The 16,864-nt window shown below is 57.5% G+C and carries 12 protein-coding genes; 7 read left to right on the plus strand and 5 right to left on the minus strand.

Annotated features, from left to right (window positions below; genetic code table 11):
* Positions 1-113: 113 nt before the first annotated feature.
* Positions 114-467, minus strand: coding sequence for a hypothetical protein (locus tag LEPTO7104_RS0101375; protein ID WP_017296747.1), 354 nt, complete (start codon positions 465-467; stop codon positions 114-116).
* Positions 468-971: 504 nt separating this feature from the next.
* Here LEPTO7104_RS0101375 and LEPTO7104_RS0101380 point away from each other — a divergent pair.
* From LEPTO7104_RS0101380 to LEPTO7104_RS32285, 6 genes are all read left to right on the plus strand, one after another.
* Positions 972-1,385 (plus strand): VOC family protein, encoded by a 414-nt coding sequence (locus LEPTO7104_RS0101380; RefSeq protein ID WP_017296748.1) that lies wholly within the window; start codon positions 972-974, stop codon positions 1,383-1,385.
* Between the two features lie 63 nt (positions 1,386-1,448).
* Positions 1,449-1,580, plus strand: coding sequence for a hypothetical protein (locus LEPTO7104_RS42145; protein ID WP_017296749.1), 132 nt, complete (start codon positions 1,449-1,451; stop codon positions 1,578-1,580).
* A gap of 8 nt (positions 1,581-1,588) precedes the next feature.
* Positions 1,589-1,930 carry a DUF3703 domain-containing protein gene (locus LEPTO7104_RS0101390; protein WP_017296750.1) on the plus strand — a complete coding sequence of 114 codons (342 nt, stop codon included), beginning with the start codon at positions 1,589-1,591 and terminating at the stop codon, positions 1,928-1,930.
* Between the two features lie 233 nt (positions 1,931-2,163).
* Positions 2,164-2,751 (plus strand): class I SAM-dependent methyltransferase, encoded by a 588-nt coding sequence (locus LEPTO7104_RS0101395; protein ID WP_225886911.1) that lies wholly within the window; start codon positions 2,164-2,166, stop codon positions 2,749-2,751.
* Between the two features lie 85 nt (positions 2,752-2,836).
* Entirely contained in the window at positions 2,837-3,292 is a 456-nt protein-coding gene (locus tag LEPTO7104_RS0101400) for an anthrone oxygenase family protein (protein ID WP_225886912.1), read from the plus strand.
* 52 nt (positions 3,293-3,344) lie between these two features.
* Positions 3,345-4,436: a leucine-rich repeat domain-containing protein gene (locus LEPTO7104_RS32285; RefSeq protein ID WP_083886979.1), complete on the plus strand. Its 1,092-nt coding sequence runs from the start codon at positions 3,345-3,347 to the stop codon at positions 4,434-4,436.
* A 47-nt stretch (positions 4,437-4,483) separates the two neighbouring features.
* On the opposite strand, the gene LEPTO7104_RS0101410 is transcribed toward LEPTO7104_RS32285, so the two are convergent.
* The 3 genes from LEPTO7104_RS0101410 to LEPTO7104_RS32295 all read right to left on the minus strand — a co-directional run bounded on the left by LEPTO7104_RS0101410 (position 4,484) and on the right by LEPTO7104_RS32295 (position 12,083).
* A complete protein-coding gene (locus LEPTO7104_RS0101410) occupies positions 4,484-5,128 on the minus strand; it encodes a response regulator (RefSeq protein ID WP_017296754.1) in 645 nt (214 codons plus the stop codon).
* Positions 5,129-5,584: 456 nt separating this feature from the next.
* A complete protein-coding gene (locus tag LEPTO7104_RS36550) occupies positions 5,585-10,360 on the minus strand; it encodes a PAS domain S-box protein (RefSeq protein WP_155523472.1) in 4,776 nt (1,591 codons plus the stop codon).
* 268 nt (positions 10,361-10,628) lie between these two features.
* On the minus strand, positions 10,629-12,083 hold the full coding sequence (locus LEPTO7104_RS32295; protein WP_071527161.1) for a diguanylate cyclase: 1,455 nt from the start codon (positions 12,081-12,083) through the stop codon (positions 10,629-10,631).
* Positions 12,084-12,936: 853 nt separating this feature from the next.
* Here LEPTO7104_RS32295 and LEPTO7104_RS39785 point away from each other — a divergent pair.
* On the plus strand, positions 12,937-13,143 hold the full coding sequence (locus tag LEPTO7104_RS39785) for a hypothetical protein (protein ID WP_155523473.1): 207 nt from the start codon (positions 12,937-12,939) through the stop codon (positions 13,141-13,143).
* Positions 13,144-13,339: 196 nt separating this feature from the next.
* Here LEPTO7104_RS39785 and uvrA read toward each other — a convergent pair whose 3' ends face one another.
* Entirely contained in the window at positions 13,340-16,417 is a 3,078-nt protein-coding gene (uvrA, locus tag LEPTO7104_RS0101430) for an excinuclease ABC subunit UvrA (RefSeq protein ID WP_017296758.1), read from the minus strand.
* Positions 16,418-16,864 lie beyond the last annotated feature (447 nt).

The following is a 16,864-nucleotide window of genomic DNA, read 5'->3' on the forward strand; positions in this document are numbered from 1 at the left end:
CTCAGCTAAGGCCAGGGCATGGGCTTTAATTTGAGCTTCCTTGGCGGCATCCATCGCTTTAGTTATCCTCAGAGTTGCTGCTCTGAGACTACGGCTTCTGCCTTTGATCTGCACTAAGCACTTCTACTCATTGCATAACTGGGATGCACCCGGCTAGTTACCCTCTCAGCCTGAATCAAAATATAGGTCAGCAGGTAGTGGTTTGGGGCAATTTCCAAACAGTGAAAGTGGCGAGTCTCCCAACTTTCTTCAATCGGTTGGGCATAGCGCTTTTCTAGCGTATCGAGCACATAGTCTCGGCTGTAGCGGCGTCCAGAAGCGCCGACTTGCCAAAACGCAGCATCGGTCATGGCCTCAAAATCCCGACGGGTGGTGCCCCATTCCAGACGATGAAAAATCGGCTCGCGCTGCATCAGATCATTCAATACGGGCAGCAGTTCTGGAGGCGTTTGTAAGTCAGGTTCCATAGAGTTTGGAAAATACAGCAATAGTCATGTTGGTTAGAAGATCCAGAGACCCTATGAACGTTCAAACGTTTGAACCTTCACAGGAGACCTGTCTTAACCAGACTGGCCGCAGCAATACGACGTGCGCTCTACTATCCTTTCGGCTAGGGAATCAATTGCGCAATCTCGCCATACTAAAACAGCCGGAGGCAGGGGAGTTGTTCTGAAAATACCGTTTACTGACGGGTGTATGGGTGAAGCGGGGCGTTACAAAGGCTCGGCAGAACCCATTTCGGCGCGACTTTGCCACGGCTTCAGCACTTAGACCCACGGTCTATGCATATCGCTCGATTAGGTTCAAAATGCAGCCCTCGGATATTCGCCTTTGGCCAACGCTAAAACTCCCCCATTTTGTATAGTACAATTACACTAATCAAATGGGCAGGTTAGCGGCGACTGCCGCAGTATGGTTGCCACCAGTGTTTTGCACCATACCGATTTTCTGGCTACAGGAAGGGTTTAGCTATGGATAACAATCCCAGCATTCTTTCTCATGTCTCGATTGGCACCAATGACTTCGATCGCGCGATCGCGTTCTATGACCAGGTGCTGTCAACCCTGGGGTGCAAGCGGCTGATGGAGCATCCGGGGGCGATGGCCTACGGCAAGCGGTATCCCGAATTTTGGGTGCAGACCCCCTTTGACCGTCAGCCCGCCACGGTTGGCAACGGCACCCATGTGGGCTTTATTGCCCCCACCAAAGAGGCCGTCCAGGCGTTTTATGCGGCGGCCCTCGCCGCTGGCGGGAGGGGCGAAGGCGCTCCAGGCGGTCGAGCCGAATACGGTGAGCCCTACTACGGCTGCTTTGTGCGGGATCTAGATGGCCACAAGGTGGAGGCCGCCTTTTGGGATGAGGCGCTGGAGCCGCAGCCCGCTTAGTCACCGCATTTTCCAGCATCGGGGCCGCCGTCCCAGAGGGATGAGGAAAAGGAGAATCTTTCGATGGAAAAGCAAATTGTCTACCCGTTTGTGTTCGATACCCTGGCCGATTGGGTGGCAGGCTATGCGATCGCAAACATCAACAACCCGGTCTTTCAAAAACAGCCCAAACGCTACTGTGTGCAAATATGGTGAGGTCACCGATGAAAACTCCTGTACAGAACCGTTTCAAGGCAGAGCTTGATCGCGCAAAAACCGCGATCGCGCAGCAAGATTTTGATACGGCGTGGATAGCCCTGCAGCGGGCGCATATGCTAGGTCAGAAGGATGCGATCGCCCATACCCTTGCCCACGGGCACATGCTGGCCCTAGCCTGGAAACAGCGAGATTTTCAAGAGATCAAAGATCAGCTGATGCCGACTCTGCTGGCGTTTCCCCTGACGATTGTGTTTGGCCAAATGAGAAAGCTAAGGGGCGGCAAAGCCAGCCCCAGCTATGCTCAGAGCAATTCAGTTCCTGAGGATATCCAACATCTGCTGGATTAGTAAATTGAGCAACCAAACCCTGCCCAACTATCCTTCCAACTATCCCTTCGATCAGGGATTTAACCGGGATAGAGAGCGATTGTAACCCTACAGTCGCACTGCTGGGAGTTTGCACAATGGAATGGACAATTGGTTGGTGGCAAATTTCAGTCCAGCGGGTCTATCCCACCAATGCCGAACTGTCTCGCGCCTACAATCGGGCTGCCGCCTGGTGGCACCAGCATCTTTCTTTTTTGGGCTACCGCTATGCTTACCGAAACTTGTGGCGATCGCTCCACCAGGGCAATATTTTTCCCTCCCTGAGGGGCAGCTTAACTGTTTGTGATTGTGGCATTGGTACCGCCGCCTTTAGCCTTGCGCTAACTGAAAGCATCGGCACCAACGCTCATATTGTAGGCATCGATCTTTCCGCTGAAATGCTCCAAAAAGCCGATCAATGGCTAACCCTTGCTCGGGTTGATCATCACCTGTGCCAAAGCGACGTCAGAACGCTGCCCTTTGCGGGTGATTTCTTTGACATGGCAATCAGCGCTCACATGCTCGAACATTTGAGCAATCCCACCGAGGGTTTGCAGGAAATATACAGAGTGCTGCGTCCGGGTGCGCCTCTGGTTCTGGTCATCACCCGATCTGGAATTGTCGGTTCGCTCATTCAGTGGCACTGGGGAAACAGCTGCTTTAGCCCAAAAGAGTTGATCAACCTGATGGCTGAGGCCGGGTTTGAAAACCTCAGAATCATCCCCTTTCCTTTTGGATTGGCCCGGTTCACGAGCTTCGCCTGCGTGGGTTTTCGAGCATGTAAGATGGCTGAAGATCGCTAGCTGATGTGATGCCTTAAGAGCCTTTAAGACGATGAATTTTCTCACTATTTGGCGTTTCGCTACTCTAATATTGGCCGCCCTATTTATGGGCCTAGAATTTGCCCACGCGCTGGAGATGCCCGCAAAACTACAGTACGATGGGGCACTCTACATCACGCTTCAAAACAGCCTGTATCGCTACTTTGGCGCACCGGGGCCAGGGGCGTTTGTGACGGTTGGAGCAGTTCTAGCCGCGATCGCCCTCGCCGTTCTGGTTCGCAAACACCGGGAGCCTTTCCGATGGACATTGACTGGCGCTCTCTGCTTACTAATAGCTTTTCCGCTCACCTTTTTCCTGCAGATTGAGCCGGTTAACGTCGTTATAGAACAAGCCAATCCCGAGGCAGTCCCCGCCAACTGGGAGCAGCTCAGGCATCAGTGGGAATTTGCCCATGCCATCAACTTTCTGTTTACTCTAGCAGGCTTCAGCGCCTTACTGATGTCGGTTCTAGTCAATCCGCCATTCCCTCCTCTGCCTGCCTACCCAGGCGCTAAAAGTTAGTTACAGTCAGCTTCTAAAGCAACTGCCCGTTAATTTAACCGGAGAGAAAAAAATGCCTCCATCACCCAATTCTCAGACTACAGATGCCGCCAACCCAATCAAAGGTAGGGCTGCCGTTTTGGGCCTCAGTTTACTGGTGGCTTTGGTCGTAGGTGTAATGATTGAAAAAGGCGCTTCTCAAAGCGACCCAGATACGTTTGCTCACTTTTCAGACTGGTGTGAGCACCAAAAAAATTTAGACCCGGCAACCCAGCACACGGTGGCGGTACTGTTGACCGTGGCGAATACAAAAGACTGCGATCGCGCCAATGACATCCTCAGCTCTACGCCCGGACTAGATCTGAGCAATCAGCAGCTCGAAGACCTAGCGCCTTTAGCGGACCTGCCTCAGCTAGTATCCGTTCATTTGATGGGCAACCAAATTTCTGATTTATCTCCCCTATCGGCCCTGTCTGAGCTAGAGACCCTCGGTCTTGATGACAATCAAGTTTCAGATTTAACCCCACTATCAAAGCTGACTAAACTCAGTACGCTCTATCTCGGCAATAATCAGGTCAAAGATTTGGCGCCCCTAGCCCAGCTCAGCGAATTATTCGAACTTCGTCTAACTGGAAACGCTATTTCTGATCTGGAAGCATTGTCGCAACTGACTCACCTCAATAACTTAGAGCTTGGCGGCAACCAAATTACTAACATAGAACCATTGGCAAATTTAGATGAGGTAGAACGACTGGTGCTGGGTGGCAATACCATCTCAGAATTGTCTCCCTTATCGAAAATGGACCATTTATCTACCTTAGATTTAAGTGAAAGCCAAATTTCAGACGCAGATTTAGTCGCGCTATCTGAGCTCAAAAATTTGCGCGATCTCACCCTCTTCAACAATCAAATTTCTGATGTAAGCGCCTTGGCTAAGCTAACTAATTTAGATGCATTGATCCTCCAGGGCAATCAAATCTCTGATGTGACTCCCCTGGCATCCCTGAGAAATCTGAGCATGCTCAATCTCAGCCGCAACAACATTACCAACGTAGCGCCTTTGTCAACACTGACCCAATTAAAGTCTCTGTACCTCAGCGACAATCCCCTGTGCGATCGCATTGACTGTTCTACTGACAATCCAGCTCAGCTGATAAAGCACTGATTCAGAAACCGGCCGCCTGCCCGTGACGCGCCACTGCCGCCTGACGCTCAATCCTGGTCAAGGCTCAAAAGCAGCTGGAGAATGTCTTCTCCGTGCTGGCGGAGGGCTTGCAGCCGCCGCTCTTGCTCTGGGGAGCTGCCGCCCCCCTGGTCGAGACCAGCAGCGTAGGCCAAGATCAGGTTGACGGCCTGAAGCGCGGCCGCCGAGGTAAGCTCTGCGGGCTCAGACTGGGAAGTACCAAATGCCTCCCTAGCCAGAAGTTCTAGCTGTTCTTGCTGGGCCAAGACCTGATTTTGCAACTGCTGAATCGTGAGATGGTGCTGCACCCTTGTCCGAACCTCAACAACGTGAAAAGGCTTGGTAATGTAATCAACCCCCCCCGCTTCAAACGCCCTGGCTTTATCCACCGCTTCGTCTAGGGCGCTGAGAAAAATAACCGGAATACCCTGGGTGATGGCATCATTCTTGAGCTGGCGGCACACCTCAAAGCCGTCCATCATGGGCATGCGAATGTCCAGCAAAATGAGGTCAGGGGGAGCCGTTCTGGCTCCCATCAGCGCCATGGACCCGTTTCTTACAGCTCTGACGCGGTGGCCCTCGCTAGAGAGGGTGTCCGACAGCATCCGAAGATTGTCTACCAGGTCATCTACGACCAGAATGTCGCCCCGGCAGCTAGCGGAATTAAAAGCCATGTATTAAAAACTAAATTTACTGGCCAATTATTATTATTTTAGGAGGATTTTCTATGGTAGACGATTTCGTATGAATGCAGTGTACACAACAGTTATATGGGAAAGATATGGCGGGCTGACTAGTAGACTGAGGCACAAGTGTGATGACTATTGTCAATCGCGAGGGAGCAGGGGAGCTAGGGGGCCAAGCGAGCTGGAATAGCCCGCATGGCGTTGCTGATTCGGGGTATGAAGCAAGGGCTAGACGCATTGAGAACTCACCTAGGAGTCCACAAATTCATACTGCTATTCAGCAACGCCGTCGGCATAGTTCAGCCTTCGAGTACTAGCGCTTTGTTAAGCCTTAATTGGTAGGTCGGGTGGAGCGCCAGCGGAATCCAGCAAAGGCTTGCTGCTGCTGGGTTTCGCTTCGTTTCACCCAACCTGCACGAGCTGAGCTGACCAGAGCCCACTGCATCAGCGATCTATGGCCTGCCGTAGCAGATCGTGGATGGTGTCGAAGGCAAAATTGTCGAGATGCAGGCCAAGCAGGTCGGCCAGGGGGGGATGATGGGGAGCAAGCTGGGCAATCAGCTGGGCCAGGCTTTCGCTGTCGAGGTGGAGGGTGGCTTGGTAGAACTGGCTTAGGAGCGGCGGGGCTAGGGTGTGCAGGGCGGCGATCGCATCGGCCTGGGTTAGGGGTTCGACCGTCGCCTCTGGCTCGGGACCGTAGGTATAGCGTACGTTTAGGTGCTCCATCAGCTTGGCCAACACCTGGCTGAACTGGAAGGGTTTGCGCACAAAATCGTCGCAGCCCAGAGCTAGCGCCTGGGCGCGATCCTCCTCAAAAGCGTTGGCGGTTAGCGCAATGATTTTGGTGGGGGGCCGATTTGCGGCTCGCTCCCGACTCCGAATCTGCTGGACGGTCTCGTAGCCGCCCATGGTCGGCATGCGCAAATCGAGCCAGACCAGCTGGGGCCGCCAGCGTTCCCAAAGGGCGATCGCCTCCTGGCCATCCCTGGCCTCGCAGAGTTTAAAGCCCACCGAACTCAGCAGCTGGGTCAACAGCTGCCGCTGGGTATCGTCATCGTCTACCACTAAGAGGCGAGGGCTGGACTGGCCGGGGGCCAGTCCCACAATGGGGGCAGAGGGCAAAAGGGGTTCTGCGTCCTCAGCGCTGTCCACCACAGGCATAGAGAGGGTAAAGCTAAAGGTAGACCCCCGGCCCAACTGGCTTTTGACGGCGAGGCGGCCGCCCAGCAGCTGCACAAACTCCCGGCTAATGGAAAGCCCTAGCCCGGTGCCTTCCTGCGCCTTAGTGCTCTGGTCAATCTGCACGAAGGGCTCAAACAGCGTGTCGAGATTTTTGGCGGGAATGCCAATGCCGGTATCGCTGACCTCAAAGGCGATCGCCAGGGTCGTACCAATTGCTGGCGGCTGGTGGAAGGACGCGGCCGGAGCCACCCGCAGGGAAATCTGCCCGCGGGGGGTAAACTTGACGGCATTGCCGATCAGGTTGACGAGCACCTGGCGTAGTTTTGGCTCATCGCTGCTCAGGTAGCGGGGCAGAGCCGGATGGCGATCGACCACAAATTCGAGCCCCTGGCCCCTGGCCCGCAGGTAAAACAGGTCTTCTAAGGTGTGAAGTAGAGCATCTAGATCGAAGCAGACTGGCTTAAAGCTCACCTGTCCGGCCTCAATTTTGGCCATTTCGAGAATGTCGTTGATCAGGGCGAGCAGGTGTTCGCCGCTGCGGTTGATAGTCTCCAGGGATTGGTGATGGTTGCGGCTGAGGGCAGCGTCGCGGGCCATGAGCTGGGCAAACCCCAAAATAGCGTTGAGGGGGGTGCGCAGCTCGTGGCTCATGTTAGCCAGAAAGGCGCTCTTGGCTCGACTGGCGGCCTGGGCCGCTTCCATGGCCTGCTGTAGAGCCTGGGTGCGATCGCGCACCCGCTGCTCTAGCTCCTGGTTGAGGGTTTTGAGAGATTCTTCAGCCTGTTTGCGATCGCTGATGTCGTTCACCACCCCCAGCAGGTAGTGGGGGTAGCCTAGCCCGTCTCGCACCAGCGAAACCGCCAGGTTCACCCAGACAGGCGTCTGATCTCGGCGCAGATAGCGCTTCTCAAGGGTGAACGACGAAATCTCGCCGCTGAGCAGACGGCTAACGCCAGCGTTATCCTTGACCAGGTCGTCGGGGTGGGTCAACTCCAGGTAGGTCTTGGACAACAGCTCCGCCGCAGAATAGCCCACCAGATCGCAGAATTTTTGATTGACCTGCACAATGCGGCCGTCCAGGCTGGCTTCAACAATGCCCAGTGCCGCCTGCTCAAAGGTGCCGCGAAACCGTTCTTCGCTGGCCTGGAGCGCAGTCTCGGCCTGTTTGCGCTCGGCTTCGCTGCGCTTGCGCTGGCGAATATCGCGGCAAATGGTAGCCATGCACAGGGGCGCACTGGTCTTAGGATCGTGGATTAGAAACGTCACCTGCTCAAACGCCAGGTCTTCGCCAGTTTGCTGGTGCTGAAAGCTGGACTCGCCCCGCCAGTAGCCCCGCCGCAGAAGAGTGGGCAGGGTTTCCTGCTCAAACTGGAGCACCGTAGCCGGGCTGAGGAAGGTGGTTATTGGCTTACCGACCAGATCCCCAGGGGCGATGCCCAGGAGCTGCTGCCCGGCTCGGTTGAGGTAAATGGCCTCACCGCTGAGGCTGGCCACGCCAATCAGGTCGGTGCTGTTTTCAACAATGGCGGCCAGTTTTTGCAGATCCTGGGTGCGCTGCTGCACCCGCTGTTCCAGTTCGTTGTTGAGCTGTTGGAGCGCCAGCTCGGCCCGCTTGCGCTGGGTAATGTCGGTGGTAGTGCCAAAAAATACCTCGGGCTGACCCTGCTCGTCGCGGCGCAGCTGCCCGCGACCCAGCATCCAGCGCGGGGCCCCGTCCCTGTGCACAATCCGATACTCCACCGTAAATTCTGGGGTTTCGCCGTTTAGGTAGGCTTGAATCGTGGCGTCTACATGGTCGCGATCGTCGGGATAGATGAGTCGATCCCACTGGTCAATCTGGTTGCTAATTTCGTCATCGGTGTAGCCGGCCAGGGTCTTTTTGCTGGGGTCGATGTAGCCGGTTTTAGTTTTTAGATTTACTTCCCAGACGCCGGTTTTGGCTGCCTGGGTGGCTCTGCGGTAGCGATCCTGGGACAGGGACAGGGCCAGTTCAACCTGTTTGCGATCGCTAATATCCACCATCACGCCCAGCATTTTGAGGGGTTGACCATCCTCGTCATAAACCCCCTGCCCGCGGGTGAGCATCCAGCGGATATCCCCGCTGGGCAGCACAACCCGGTATTCCATATCGAGCGGTGTCTGGTGGGCCAGGGCCAGGGCAAAGGCCGCCTCGGCCCCAGCCCGGTCGTCGGGATGCACCGCCTGACGCCAGGTGTCGTAGGTGATGGGTTGCTCGCCGGGGGCAATCCCCAGCAGGCGGTAGTGGCTCTCGCTCCAGAGCACTGCTCCCGAAGCGGGGTCAAATTCCCAGCTGCCGGTGTGGGTTAGCTCCAGCGCCAGCTTGCGGTTTTGCTCGCTGGCCTGGAGCGCCGCCTCTATCTGCCGCCTGTCGGTGATATCCTGCACCACCCCCAGCACGTACTCCAGCTCCCCCGCCGGGGTGTAAACTCCCTGGCCTTTGAGCCAGCGCCAGCCGACCTGTCCATCGCGCAGGCAGTAGCGGTACTCTTGGGCAAAGGGCAGCCCCTGGGCCAGGGCAGTTTGCAGGGCAGTTTCAACCCGCTCGACATCCTCGGGGTGAATGCGATCGCGCCAGAGCTGGTACATGTTGCCCAGGCCGGGGGGAATTTCCAGCAGCTCCTGCATCTGACCATTCCACTGGTAGTCCCCGGTGGCCGGGCACCACTGCCAGGCCCCCACGCCCGTAAAAGCTAGGGTGAGCTGAAGCTGCTGCTCGCGATCGCGAATTTGGGCCTCAATATGCCGCCGCTGGGTAATGTCGGTAACGCGCACCAGCTGCATGGCCGTACCGGCAACCACAATCGATTTGGCCGCCAAACTACCCCAAAAGCGCTGGCCCTTAATGCTGACATACTCTACCTCAGTACTCCAAAAGCCTTTCTCGGCCATAGTTTGAAGCACTTCTGCCACTTCCGCCTCGGTAAAGGGGTGGCGCTGTAGCGCGCTGCCGCAGGTGCCGATAAGCCTGGCCTTAGTCTCGGCCTCAAACAGCGCCACCGCCCGGTCGTTACAGTCCACAATCAGGTGGGTTTGGGCATCGACCAAAAACAGGGCGTCGGTCGATTCGTTAAAGATGGCCTCCCGCAGCTCGCGGTTGCGGCGCAGCTCTAGCTCAGCCTGCTTGCGATCGGTAATGTCGCGCACCATGGCCAGCACCAGATCGTGCTGGTAAGGCACAATCCGCACTTCTTCCTCCTGCAGGCGATCGCCAAAGTGCAGCTGCTGCTCAAAGCGCTGGGCAACGCCGGTCGTCAGGGTGCGCTCAATGGCGACCAGCCACCGCTGAGCCACCTCAGGGGGAAAAAGCTCCGTTACGTAGGCCCCTACAATCCTGGAAAAATCGAAGGGAACAAGCTCACCCGCAAATTGATTGATCGAAAAATCGACGTACTGCCCCTGCGCCGTCAGCACCGTCATAATGTCGGGCACAGCCGAGAGAATAGCCCGTTTCTGGGCTTCGCTGGCCTGCAGCGCCAGAACCGCCTGGGGGTGGCCGAGGGAGCCGGAGGGTTCAGCCCGTCGCGGCATGGCGCTCAACTGGGCAATGCGTCGCTGGGCCATGGCCAGGTCCGTCTGCATTTGCGCCAGCTGCCGCTCGTAGCGACAGCGCCGCAGCGCCTCGGCAATCGTCAGCCGCAGGTCGGCCCCCCGCCAGGGCTCGGACATGCAGCGATAGAGCTGGCCCTGGGGAATCAGCGCCTCCGTCGGCCCAGCCAGCCCCGGCCCAGCCGCCACCGTTGTCAGCAGCAGCAGCGCCTGGGGAAACTGCCCGTAGAGCGCTGCCAGCCAGGCGGAGTCAGTCAGGGCCTGGTTGGCAATAATCAGGGGCACCTCTGAGTCCGCGTCGAGGATGGCCTCTACCTCAGCGATCGCCTCTGGAACGGTGGTGGCCAGGGCAAGGCGGTAGTCCAGATCCTCCTGGGCCAGCTGAGCACTCACGGCCTGTAGCGTCAGCGGATCGTTATCGACACAGAGAATGGTAGCCATGCGCAGGGATTTGGAGAATGGAGGGGTCACAGGGCAAAATCGATGGCACGCCTCAAAAACCGGTCTCTGCACCTCCGCAATACCGCCTGCGCCTGCGGGCAGATACCGCCCCGTCCGCTTTAACCCTGGGCCTATCCCCAAATCATACGCTGGAAAATGATGTTGCCCCCCGGCCTCGGCAAGGTGTGGCTAATTGGGGCTTGACAATAGCGCCTGCAGCCCCAAAATTTTACCGAATAACTGTGACGATCCTGTGACGGCCGGTCGGCCGCGCGGCCGACCTGAGCGGCAGATGGCGCTATTCCTCGTCGTCGTAGGCGGCCTCGTAGCTAACCTCTGGGTCACGCTCCAAAACGCTCAGGCAAACCCGGTTGCCGCCCTGGCGCTTAGCCCGGTACAGGGCACTGTCGGCCTCCGCCAGCAGCATCTCCACCGTGCTAAGCTGGCCGGGAATTTGACTGGCAACCCCCAGGCTGAGGCTGACCTGCTCACACTCCGAGTGCGGGACATCCAGATGCAGACTGGCGATGGCCGTCTGCACCTGCTCGGCAACCTGAACGGCTCCCTGCAAATTGGTGTGGGGCAGCAGAATGGCAAATTCTTCGCCCCCGTAGCGGGCCACCATGTCGGCGGGGCGCCTCACCACCGAGGCGATCGCCGCCGCGACCTGCCGCAGGCACTCATCCCCAACCGCATGGCCGCAGAGGTCGTTAAATCGCTTGAATCGGTCTATATCGCCCATAATCAACGATATGGGCTCCTGCATGCGGGTCAGACGCTGCCACTCCATCTGGAGATATTGGTCAAAGGCGCGGCGGTTGGAGATCTGGGTCAAGCCATCCTGGGTAGTCAAGACCTGTAGCTCGCCAATGGTGGCCTGCATCTGCGTAATCACCTGCCGATACTGGGTGATGTTTTTCAGGCGCGCCACCAGGCCGTCACCGAGACAGCTGGCCATCAGCTCAAACCAGAGGGGAATTTCGCCGCTGGGTTCGCAGAGCAGCTCGTACTGGAGCGACTCGTGCTGCTCTACAACTTGAATGAATAGATCCAGCACATTGTCATTGGGGCAGTCAATCAAAATTTCAGAGAGCGTAGCCCCCGCCAGTTCAGCGGGCGATCGCCCCACCCAGTGGGCCAGCGCAGCATTGCTCAGCAGCCACTGAAAGTCCTCAATTTCTCCCCCCTGATTCCGCACAGCCCTAAAGGCGGCAACGCCGTCGGCCAGGGAATTTAAAACCTGGCTGAGCATCTGGTGGGCCTGCTCGATTTGCGTGAGTGACTGCTGCTGCTCAGCATTTTCCTGGCGCAGGTCATCGTTTTCGCTCTGGAGCTGAACCTGGAGCTGATGGACCTGAAAGTGATAGGCCACCCGCGCCAGCACCTCCTCGATTTGAAAGGGTTTGGGGATGTAGTCAACGGCTCCCAACCCGAAGGCCCGCACCTTATCCTCGGCGCTGTCTAAAGCACTGAGAAAAATGACCGGAATGGCGCGGGTTCTGGCATCGGCCTTGAGCCGCTGGCAAAGCTCATATCCGTTTATCTCGGGCATGCGAATATCCAGCAAGACCATATCGGGCAGCGCCCTTTGCACCCGAGCCAGGGCCAGGGCGGCAGTTTTGGCACAGCGCACCAGATAGCCCTCCGAAGACAGCGCTCGCAGCAGCAGCCGCAAATTGTTGGGGGCATCGTCTATGACTAAAATCTCCTTTGAACTTCTCCTTTGAACTCCCAATGCAGAATCGTGGGACATAACCTCAGGAACTCACTCAGTGACTAGGTGGCAGTGGTAATGTTTATTACCTTGGCCGATTAAATGTATTATTGACGAATTTTAGCGATTACTCCTCAGTCAAATTCCCTCGATCGCAGCGGAGGTTAAAGCGATCGCACCCCCAGACCTGCCCCAGCCAAGGCGGCAGCTGTCCCAAAATTGTCCGAGATCAACAGCCATGCCCTGGCCCTGAACCTGGGGAAAGTCAGACAAAAAAGCGGCTTTCCCGCCCTCCGTCGACCCAAAGCACCTTTCCCCAGAGGCTTTCAAATCTCGCGATCGCCCCCTCACCGATCGCCCAGCCGATCGGCCCCAGAGGCTTCCAATGGCGCATAACGGCCCAAAATCAGGATTTTACCGCCAATCTGCTCAAAAAGGTGCAAAGTCGCTCTCTAGCTCGTTTTCTGCCGGTCCTCTTGCCCCGGCCCGACCCACCGTCAACCCCCGTGGCGGACCTGACAACTTACCGCAAAAACACGTATAAATAATATTAATTTATGTATTATTGTTATCCGAGATTAGGTCTCACTTACGCAATAGATTTCCCTCGGGCTGGGTCCAGACAAATTTTCCCTCGCCCCTAGTTGCCTAAGCACCCCGAGGCTGAGATGGGTCCAGGCCAAAATATAGGCAAGCGGTGGCCCTGGCCTGTTCACGAGAATGCCACATTTGTTTTCTAAACTTAATACTCAATCTTTTCGCAGTTTCTCGTTCTGCCGCTGCTAGCGACCGAGGGTTTGATCTCCTCTTTCAGCTTTAGCCAGGGACAACCCGAGGCCGCATTCGGCTAGCTCGGTTTTCCATCACGGTCCGTCTTGAACAGGTTATTGCCATGCGTTATTCATCTCGGGTTTCAAGCTACAGAAACGCCCCATCTATTCCCAAGCGCTGGCGCGATCGAGACGAAAACCAACCTGAGGATGGCCGGGTAGAAGCCGGCTCTAGCCTGGCTATGATTTTTAGCCACGGCCCCAGCGGCGACACGGAGAGGCTAGAGGTCGCTCAGCGCTCAGAATATAGCTGTAGCCAGCCTAGTTAAAACCTGTCTCCGTTTCCTATGAACGCTCAAACGCTCAAACGTCCATAGGGTTTCTGGATGTCCTATCCTAGCCAAGGTGGCTATTGCTATAGCTGGCGGAAGAGCGGGTCCAAGCCGCTGTCGATTCCCCACTGCGAAGGGTTTTGTCTGTGGACGGTTTTGCCCCAGCCAGAGCGCTGCGGCTGAACCCTCTGGGCTAAGAAACCGATGCCGTTGTATCGGCCGGAGGGTGCTGCTTCAGCACTTTGGCCAGGTAGCTGCCGGTGTAGGAGCCGGGCACCTGGGCCACCTCCTCGGGGGTGCCCTGGGCAATCAGTTCGCCGCCGCGATCGCCCCCCTCCGGCCCCAGATCCACAATCCAGTCGGCGCAGCGAATCACGTCTAGATTGTGCTCAATGGTGAGCACCGAGTTGCCCTTGTCCACCAGGCGCTGCACCACATCCAGCAGCTTGTGCACGTCGTAGAACGAAAGCCCGGTGGTGGGCTCATCGATTAAGTAGAGGGTTTTGCCGGTGGAGCGGCGGGCCAGCTCCGAGGCCAGCTTCATGCGCTGGGCCTCGCCGCCGGAGAGGGTGGGGGCGGTCTGCCCCAGGCGAATGTAGCCCAAGCCCACATCCACCATGGTTTGCAGGCGACTGGCCGCCTGGGGAATATTTTGGAAAAAGTCGAGGGCTTCTTCGGCGGTCATGTTCAGCACGTCGGAGATGTTTTTGCCCTTGTAGGTGACCTGGAGGGTGTCGCGGTTGTAGCGCGCTCCTTTGCACACCTCGCACTGGACATAGACATCGGGGAGAAAATTCATCTCGATCACGTTTACGCCCTGGCCGCCGCAGGCCTCACAGCGGCCGCCCTTGACGTTGAAGGAGAACTGACCGGCCTTGTAGCCCCGCGCCTTGGCCTCGATGGTTTCGGTAAACAGGTTTCGGATGACGTCAAACACGCCCGTATAGGTGGCGGGGTTGGAGCGGGGCGTGCGGCCAATCGGCGACTGGTCGATCACGATCACCTTGTCCAGCGCCTTTAGCCCGTCGATCTTGTCCAGGTGCTTGGGGAAGGGTACCTTGCTGCCAAAGTGATGCTGCAGGGCGGGGTAGAGCAGCTCATTGACCAGGGTCGATTTGCCCGAGCCGGAGACGCCGGTAATGCACACCAGCTTGCCCAGGGGAATGTCGATGTCCAGGTGCTTGAGGTTGTTGCGGTGGGCGTTTTTGAGGCTGAGCGATCGCCCGTTGCCCGGCCGCCGCGACCCCGGGGTGGGGATGGAGAGCCGCCGCGATAGGTAGGCCCCAGTCAGGGAGTCCTTGGCGGTCATCAGGGTCTTGAGGTCGCCCTCGGCTACGATCGCCCCGCCGTGAATGCCCGCCCCAGGGCCAATGTCTACCAGGTAGTCGGCGGCCCTGATCGTGTCTTCGTCGTGCTCGACCACGATCAGGGTGTTGCCCAGGTCGCGCAGGCGGGTGAGGGTGTTGAGCAGGCGATCGTTGTCGCGCTGGTGCAGGCCAATGCTGGGCTCATCCAGCACGTAGAGCACCCCCGTGAGGCCCGAGCCGATCTGGGTGGCCAGGCGAATGCGCTGGGCCTCGCCGCCGGAGAGGGTCATGGCGGTGCGGTGCAGGGTCAGGTAGTCCAGCCCCACATCCATCATGAACTGGAGCCTGGCCCGAATTTCGCGCAGCACCAGCGCCCCAATCTGGAGCTGCCGGGCCGAGAGTTTTGGGGCGTCACCCTCTTCGCCCACCAGGGTGCGAATGCGCTTGAGGCACTCGCGAATGGAGACGTTGGTGAGGTCGCTAATCGAGTGGGGGCCAATGCGCACGGCATTGGACTCGGGCTTGAGCCGGGTGCCGTGGCAGACTTCGCAGGTCTGGTCGATCAGGTACTTTTCCAGCTTTTGCTTGTGCAGCTCGGAGGTGGATTCTTTGTACTGGCGATCTAGAATCGGCAGCACCCCTTCGTACTGGCGGTGGTAGCCCTTGCGATCGCGGTAGCGGGAGTCGGACTCGATATAGATTTTCTCCTCGCTGCCGTGGAGCACGATGTGCTGCTGCTCCGGGGTGAGCTGGTTCCAGCGGCTCTGGATCTCAAAGCCAAAGGCCTGGCCGACGCTGTAGAGCAGCGAGAAGTAGTAGGTGTTGTCTTTTTCAGACCAGGGGGCGATCGCCGCGTACACCGGCAGCGTCGGGTCGGGCACCACCAGATCGGCGGAAAACGTCCGCAGGCTGCCCAGCCCGTGGCAGTTGGGGCAGGCCCCGTAGGGCGAGTTAAAGGAGAACAGGCGGGGCGACAGTTCCTCCATCACCGCGCCGTGCTCGGGGCAGGCAAAGTTTTCGGAAAAGAGCATCTCCCTGGGCAGACCGTAGCTGCCTTCCTCTTCGGCGGCCTGGGGCAGGCGATTGGAGATCGACACCACATTGCTGTCGGGGGCTGGGGCCTCGGCGGTCTGGGGCTTCTCCGCCAGAATCTCAATCACGGCGATGCCCTCGGAGCGCTTCAGGCAGGTGCGCAGAGAGTCGGCCAGGCGGTCTTGCAGGCCCTCTTTTTTGACCAAGCGATCGACCACCACCTCTACATTGTGGCTGTAGTTTTTGTCGAGCTCGATGTTGTCGGTCAGCTCGCGAATTTCGCCGTTCACCCGCACCCGCACAAAGCCCTCGGAGGCCAGGCTAGACAAGAGTTTCTTGTGGGTGCCTTTCTTGCCACGCACCACGGGAGCGAGAACCTGGAAGCGGGTGCGATCGGGCAGCGCCATAATCCGGTCGATCATCTGGTCGATAGTCTGGGGCGAAATGCTGCGATCGCAGTGGGGGCAGTGGGGGTCTCCGGCGCGGCCGTAGAGCAGGCGCAGGTAGTCGTAGATCTCCGTTACCGTCCCCACCGTAGAGCGGGGGTTGTGGGAGGTCGATTTTTGGTCAATAGAAATCGCCGGACTGAGGCCCTCGATCGCGTCCACATCGGGCTTATCGACCTGGCCAAGGAACTGGCGGGCGTAGGCGCTGAGCGACTCAACGTAGCGACGCTGGCCCTCGGCAAAAATGGTGTCAAAGGCCAGCGATGACTTGCCAGAACCCGAAACCCCGGTGAACACAATCAGCTGATTGCGGGGAATCTCCAGATCTAGATTCTTCAGGTTGTGCTGACGGGCACCCCGAATCCGGATTACGTTGTCGTCAATGGCGGCGTGGTGGTGGGCCAGCCCTGGGGTGGTATTGTCTTGGCTAGACGCTCGACCGTTGCGGGAAGCGGTTTTTTTAGCGGAAGCGTCCGATTTGGGCATGTCTGGGAGCTTAGTGACAACGCTTTATCAATTTAACACTTGTTAATGGGGGGTGCTCTCAGTTGACCTGAAAGGCGATCGCGGTTATCCGCCACGCGGCTCTAGGGGCCAAAACCTTAACCCAACCAGCGGCATGGATCCGCAAGCTCAAAACTTTTATTCTTCGGGGAAACCCTGAAGGGGTGGCCGTACATTCCTTTAAACAAGTGATCTAAACGATGAAGCCAGCGTGTTGATTAGCTGTACCAGCGGTTAAAACGTAGCGATAACAGGTAAGAATGACGGCTAAGTAATTTCACAGAGATCAATTTTACTGTTTTTGGCTACTTTGTCTTTGACTACATAAGGAGTTTAATTCTCTGGCGGCTGTCTACTGGCATGTAATTGTGCCGTGGGCTGAGATCTGGTTCTCTCTAGCGAAGCTCTGACGGACGCGTTGCAGCGGGT

Origin of the sequence: Nodosilinea nodulosa PCC 7104 (assembly GCF_000309385.1) — a bacterium.
Classification (GTDB): domain Bacteria; phylum Cyanobacteriota; class Cyanobacteriia; order Phormidesmidales; family Phormidesmidaceae; genus Nodosilinea; species Nodosilinea nodulosa.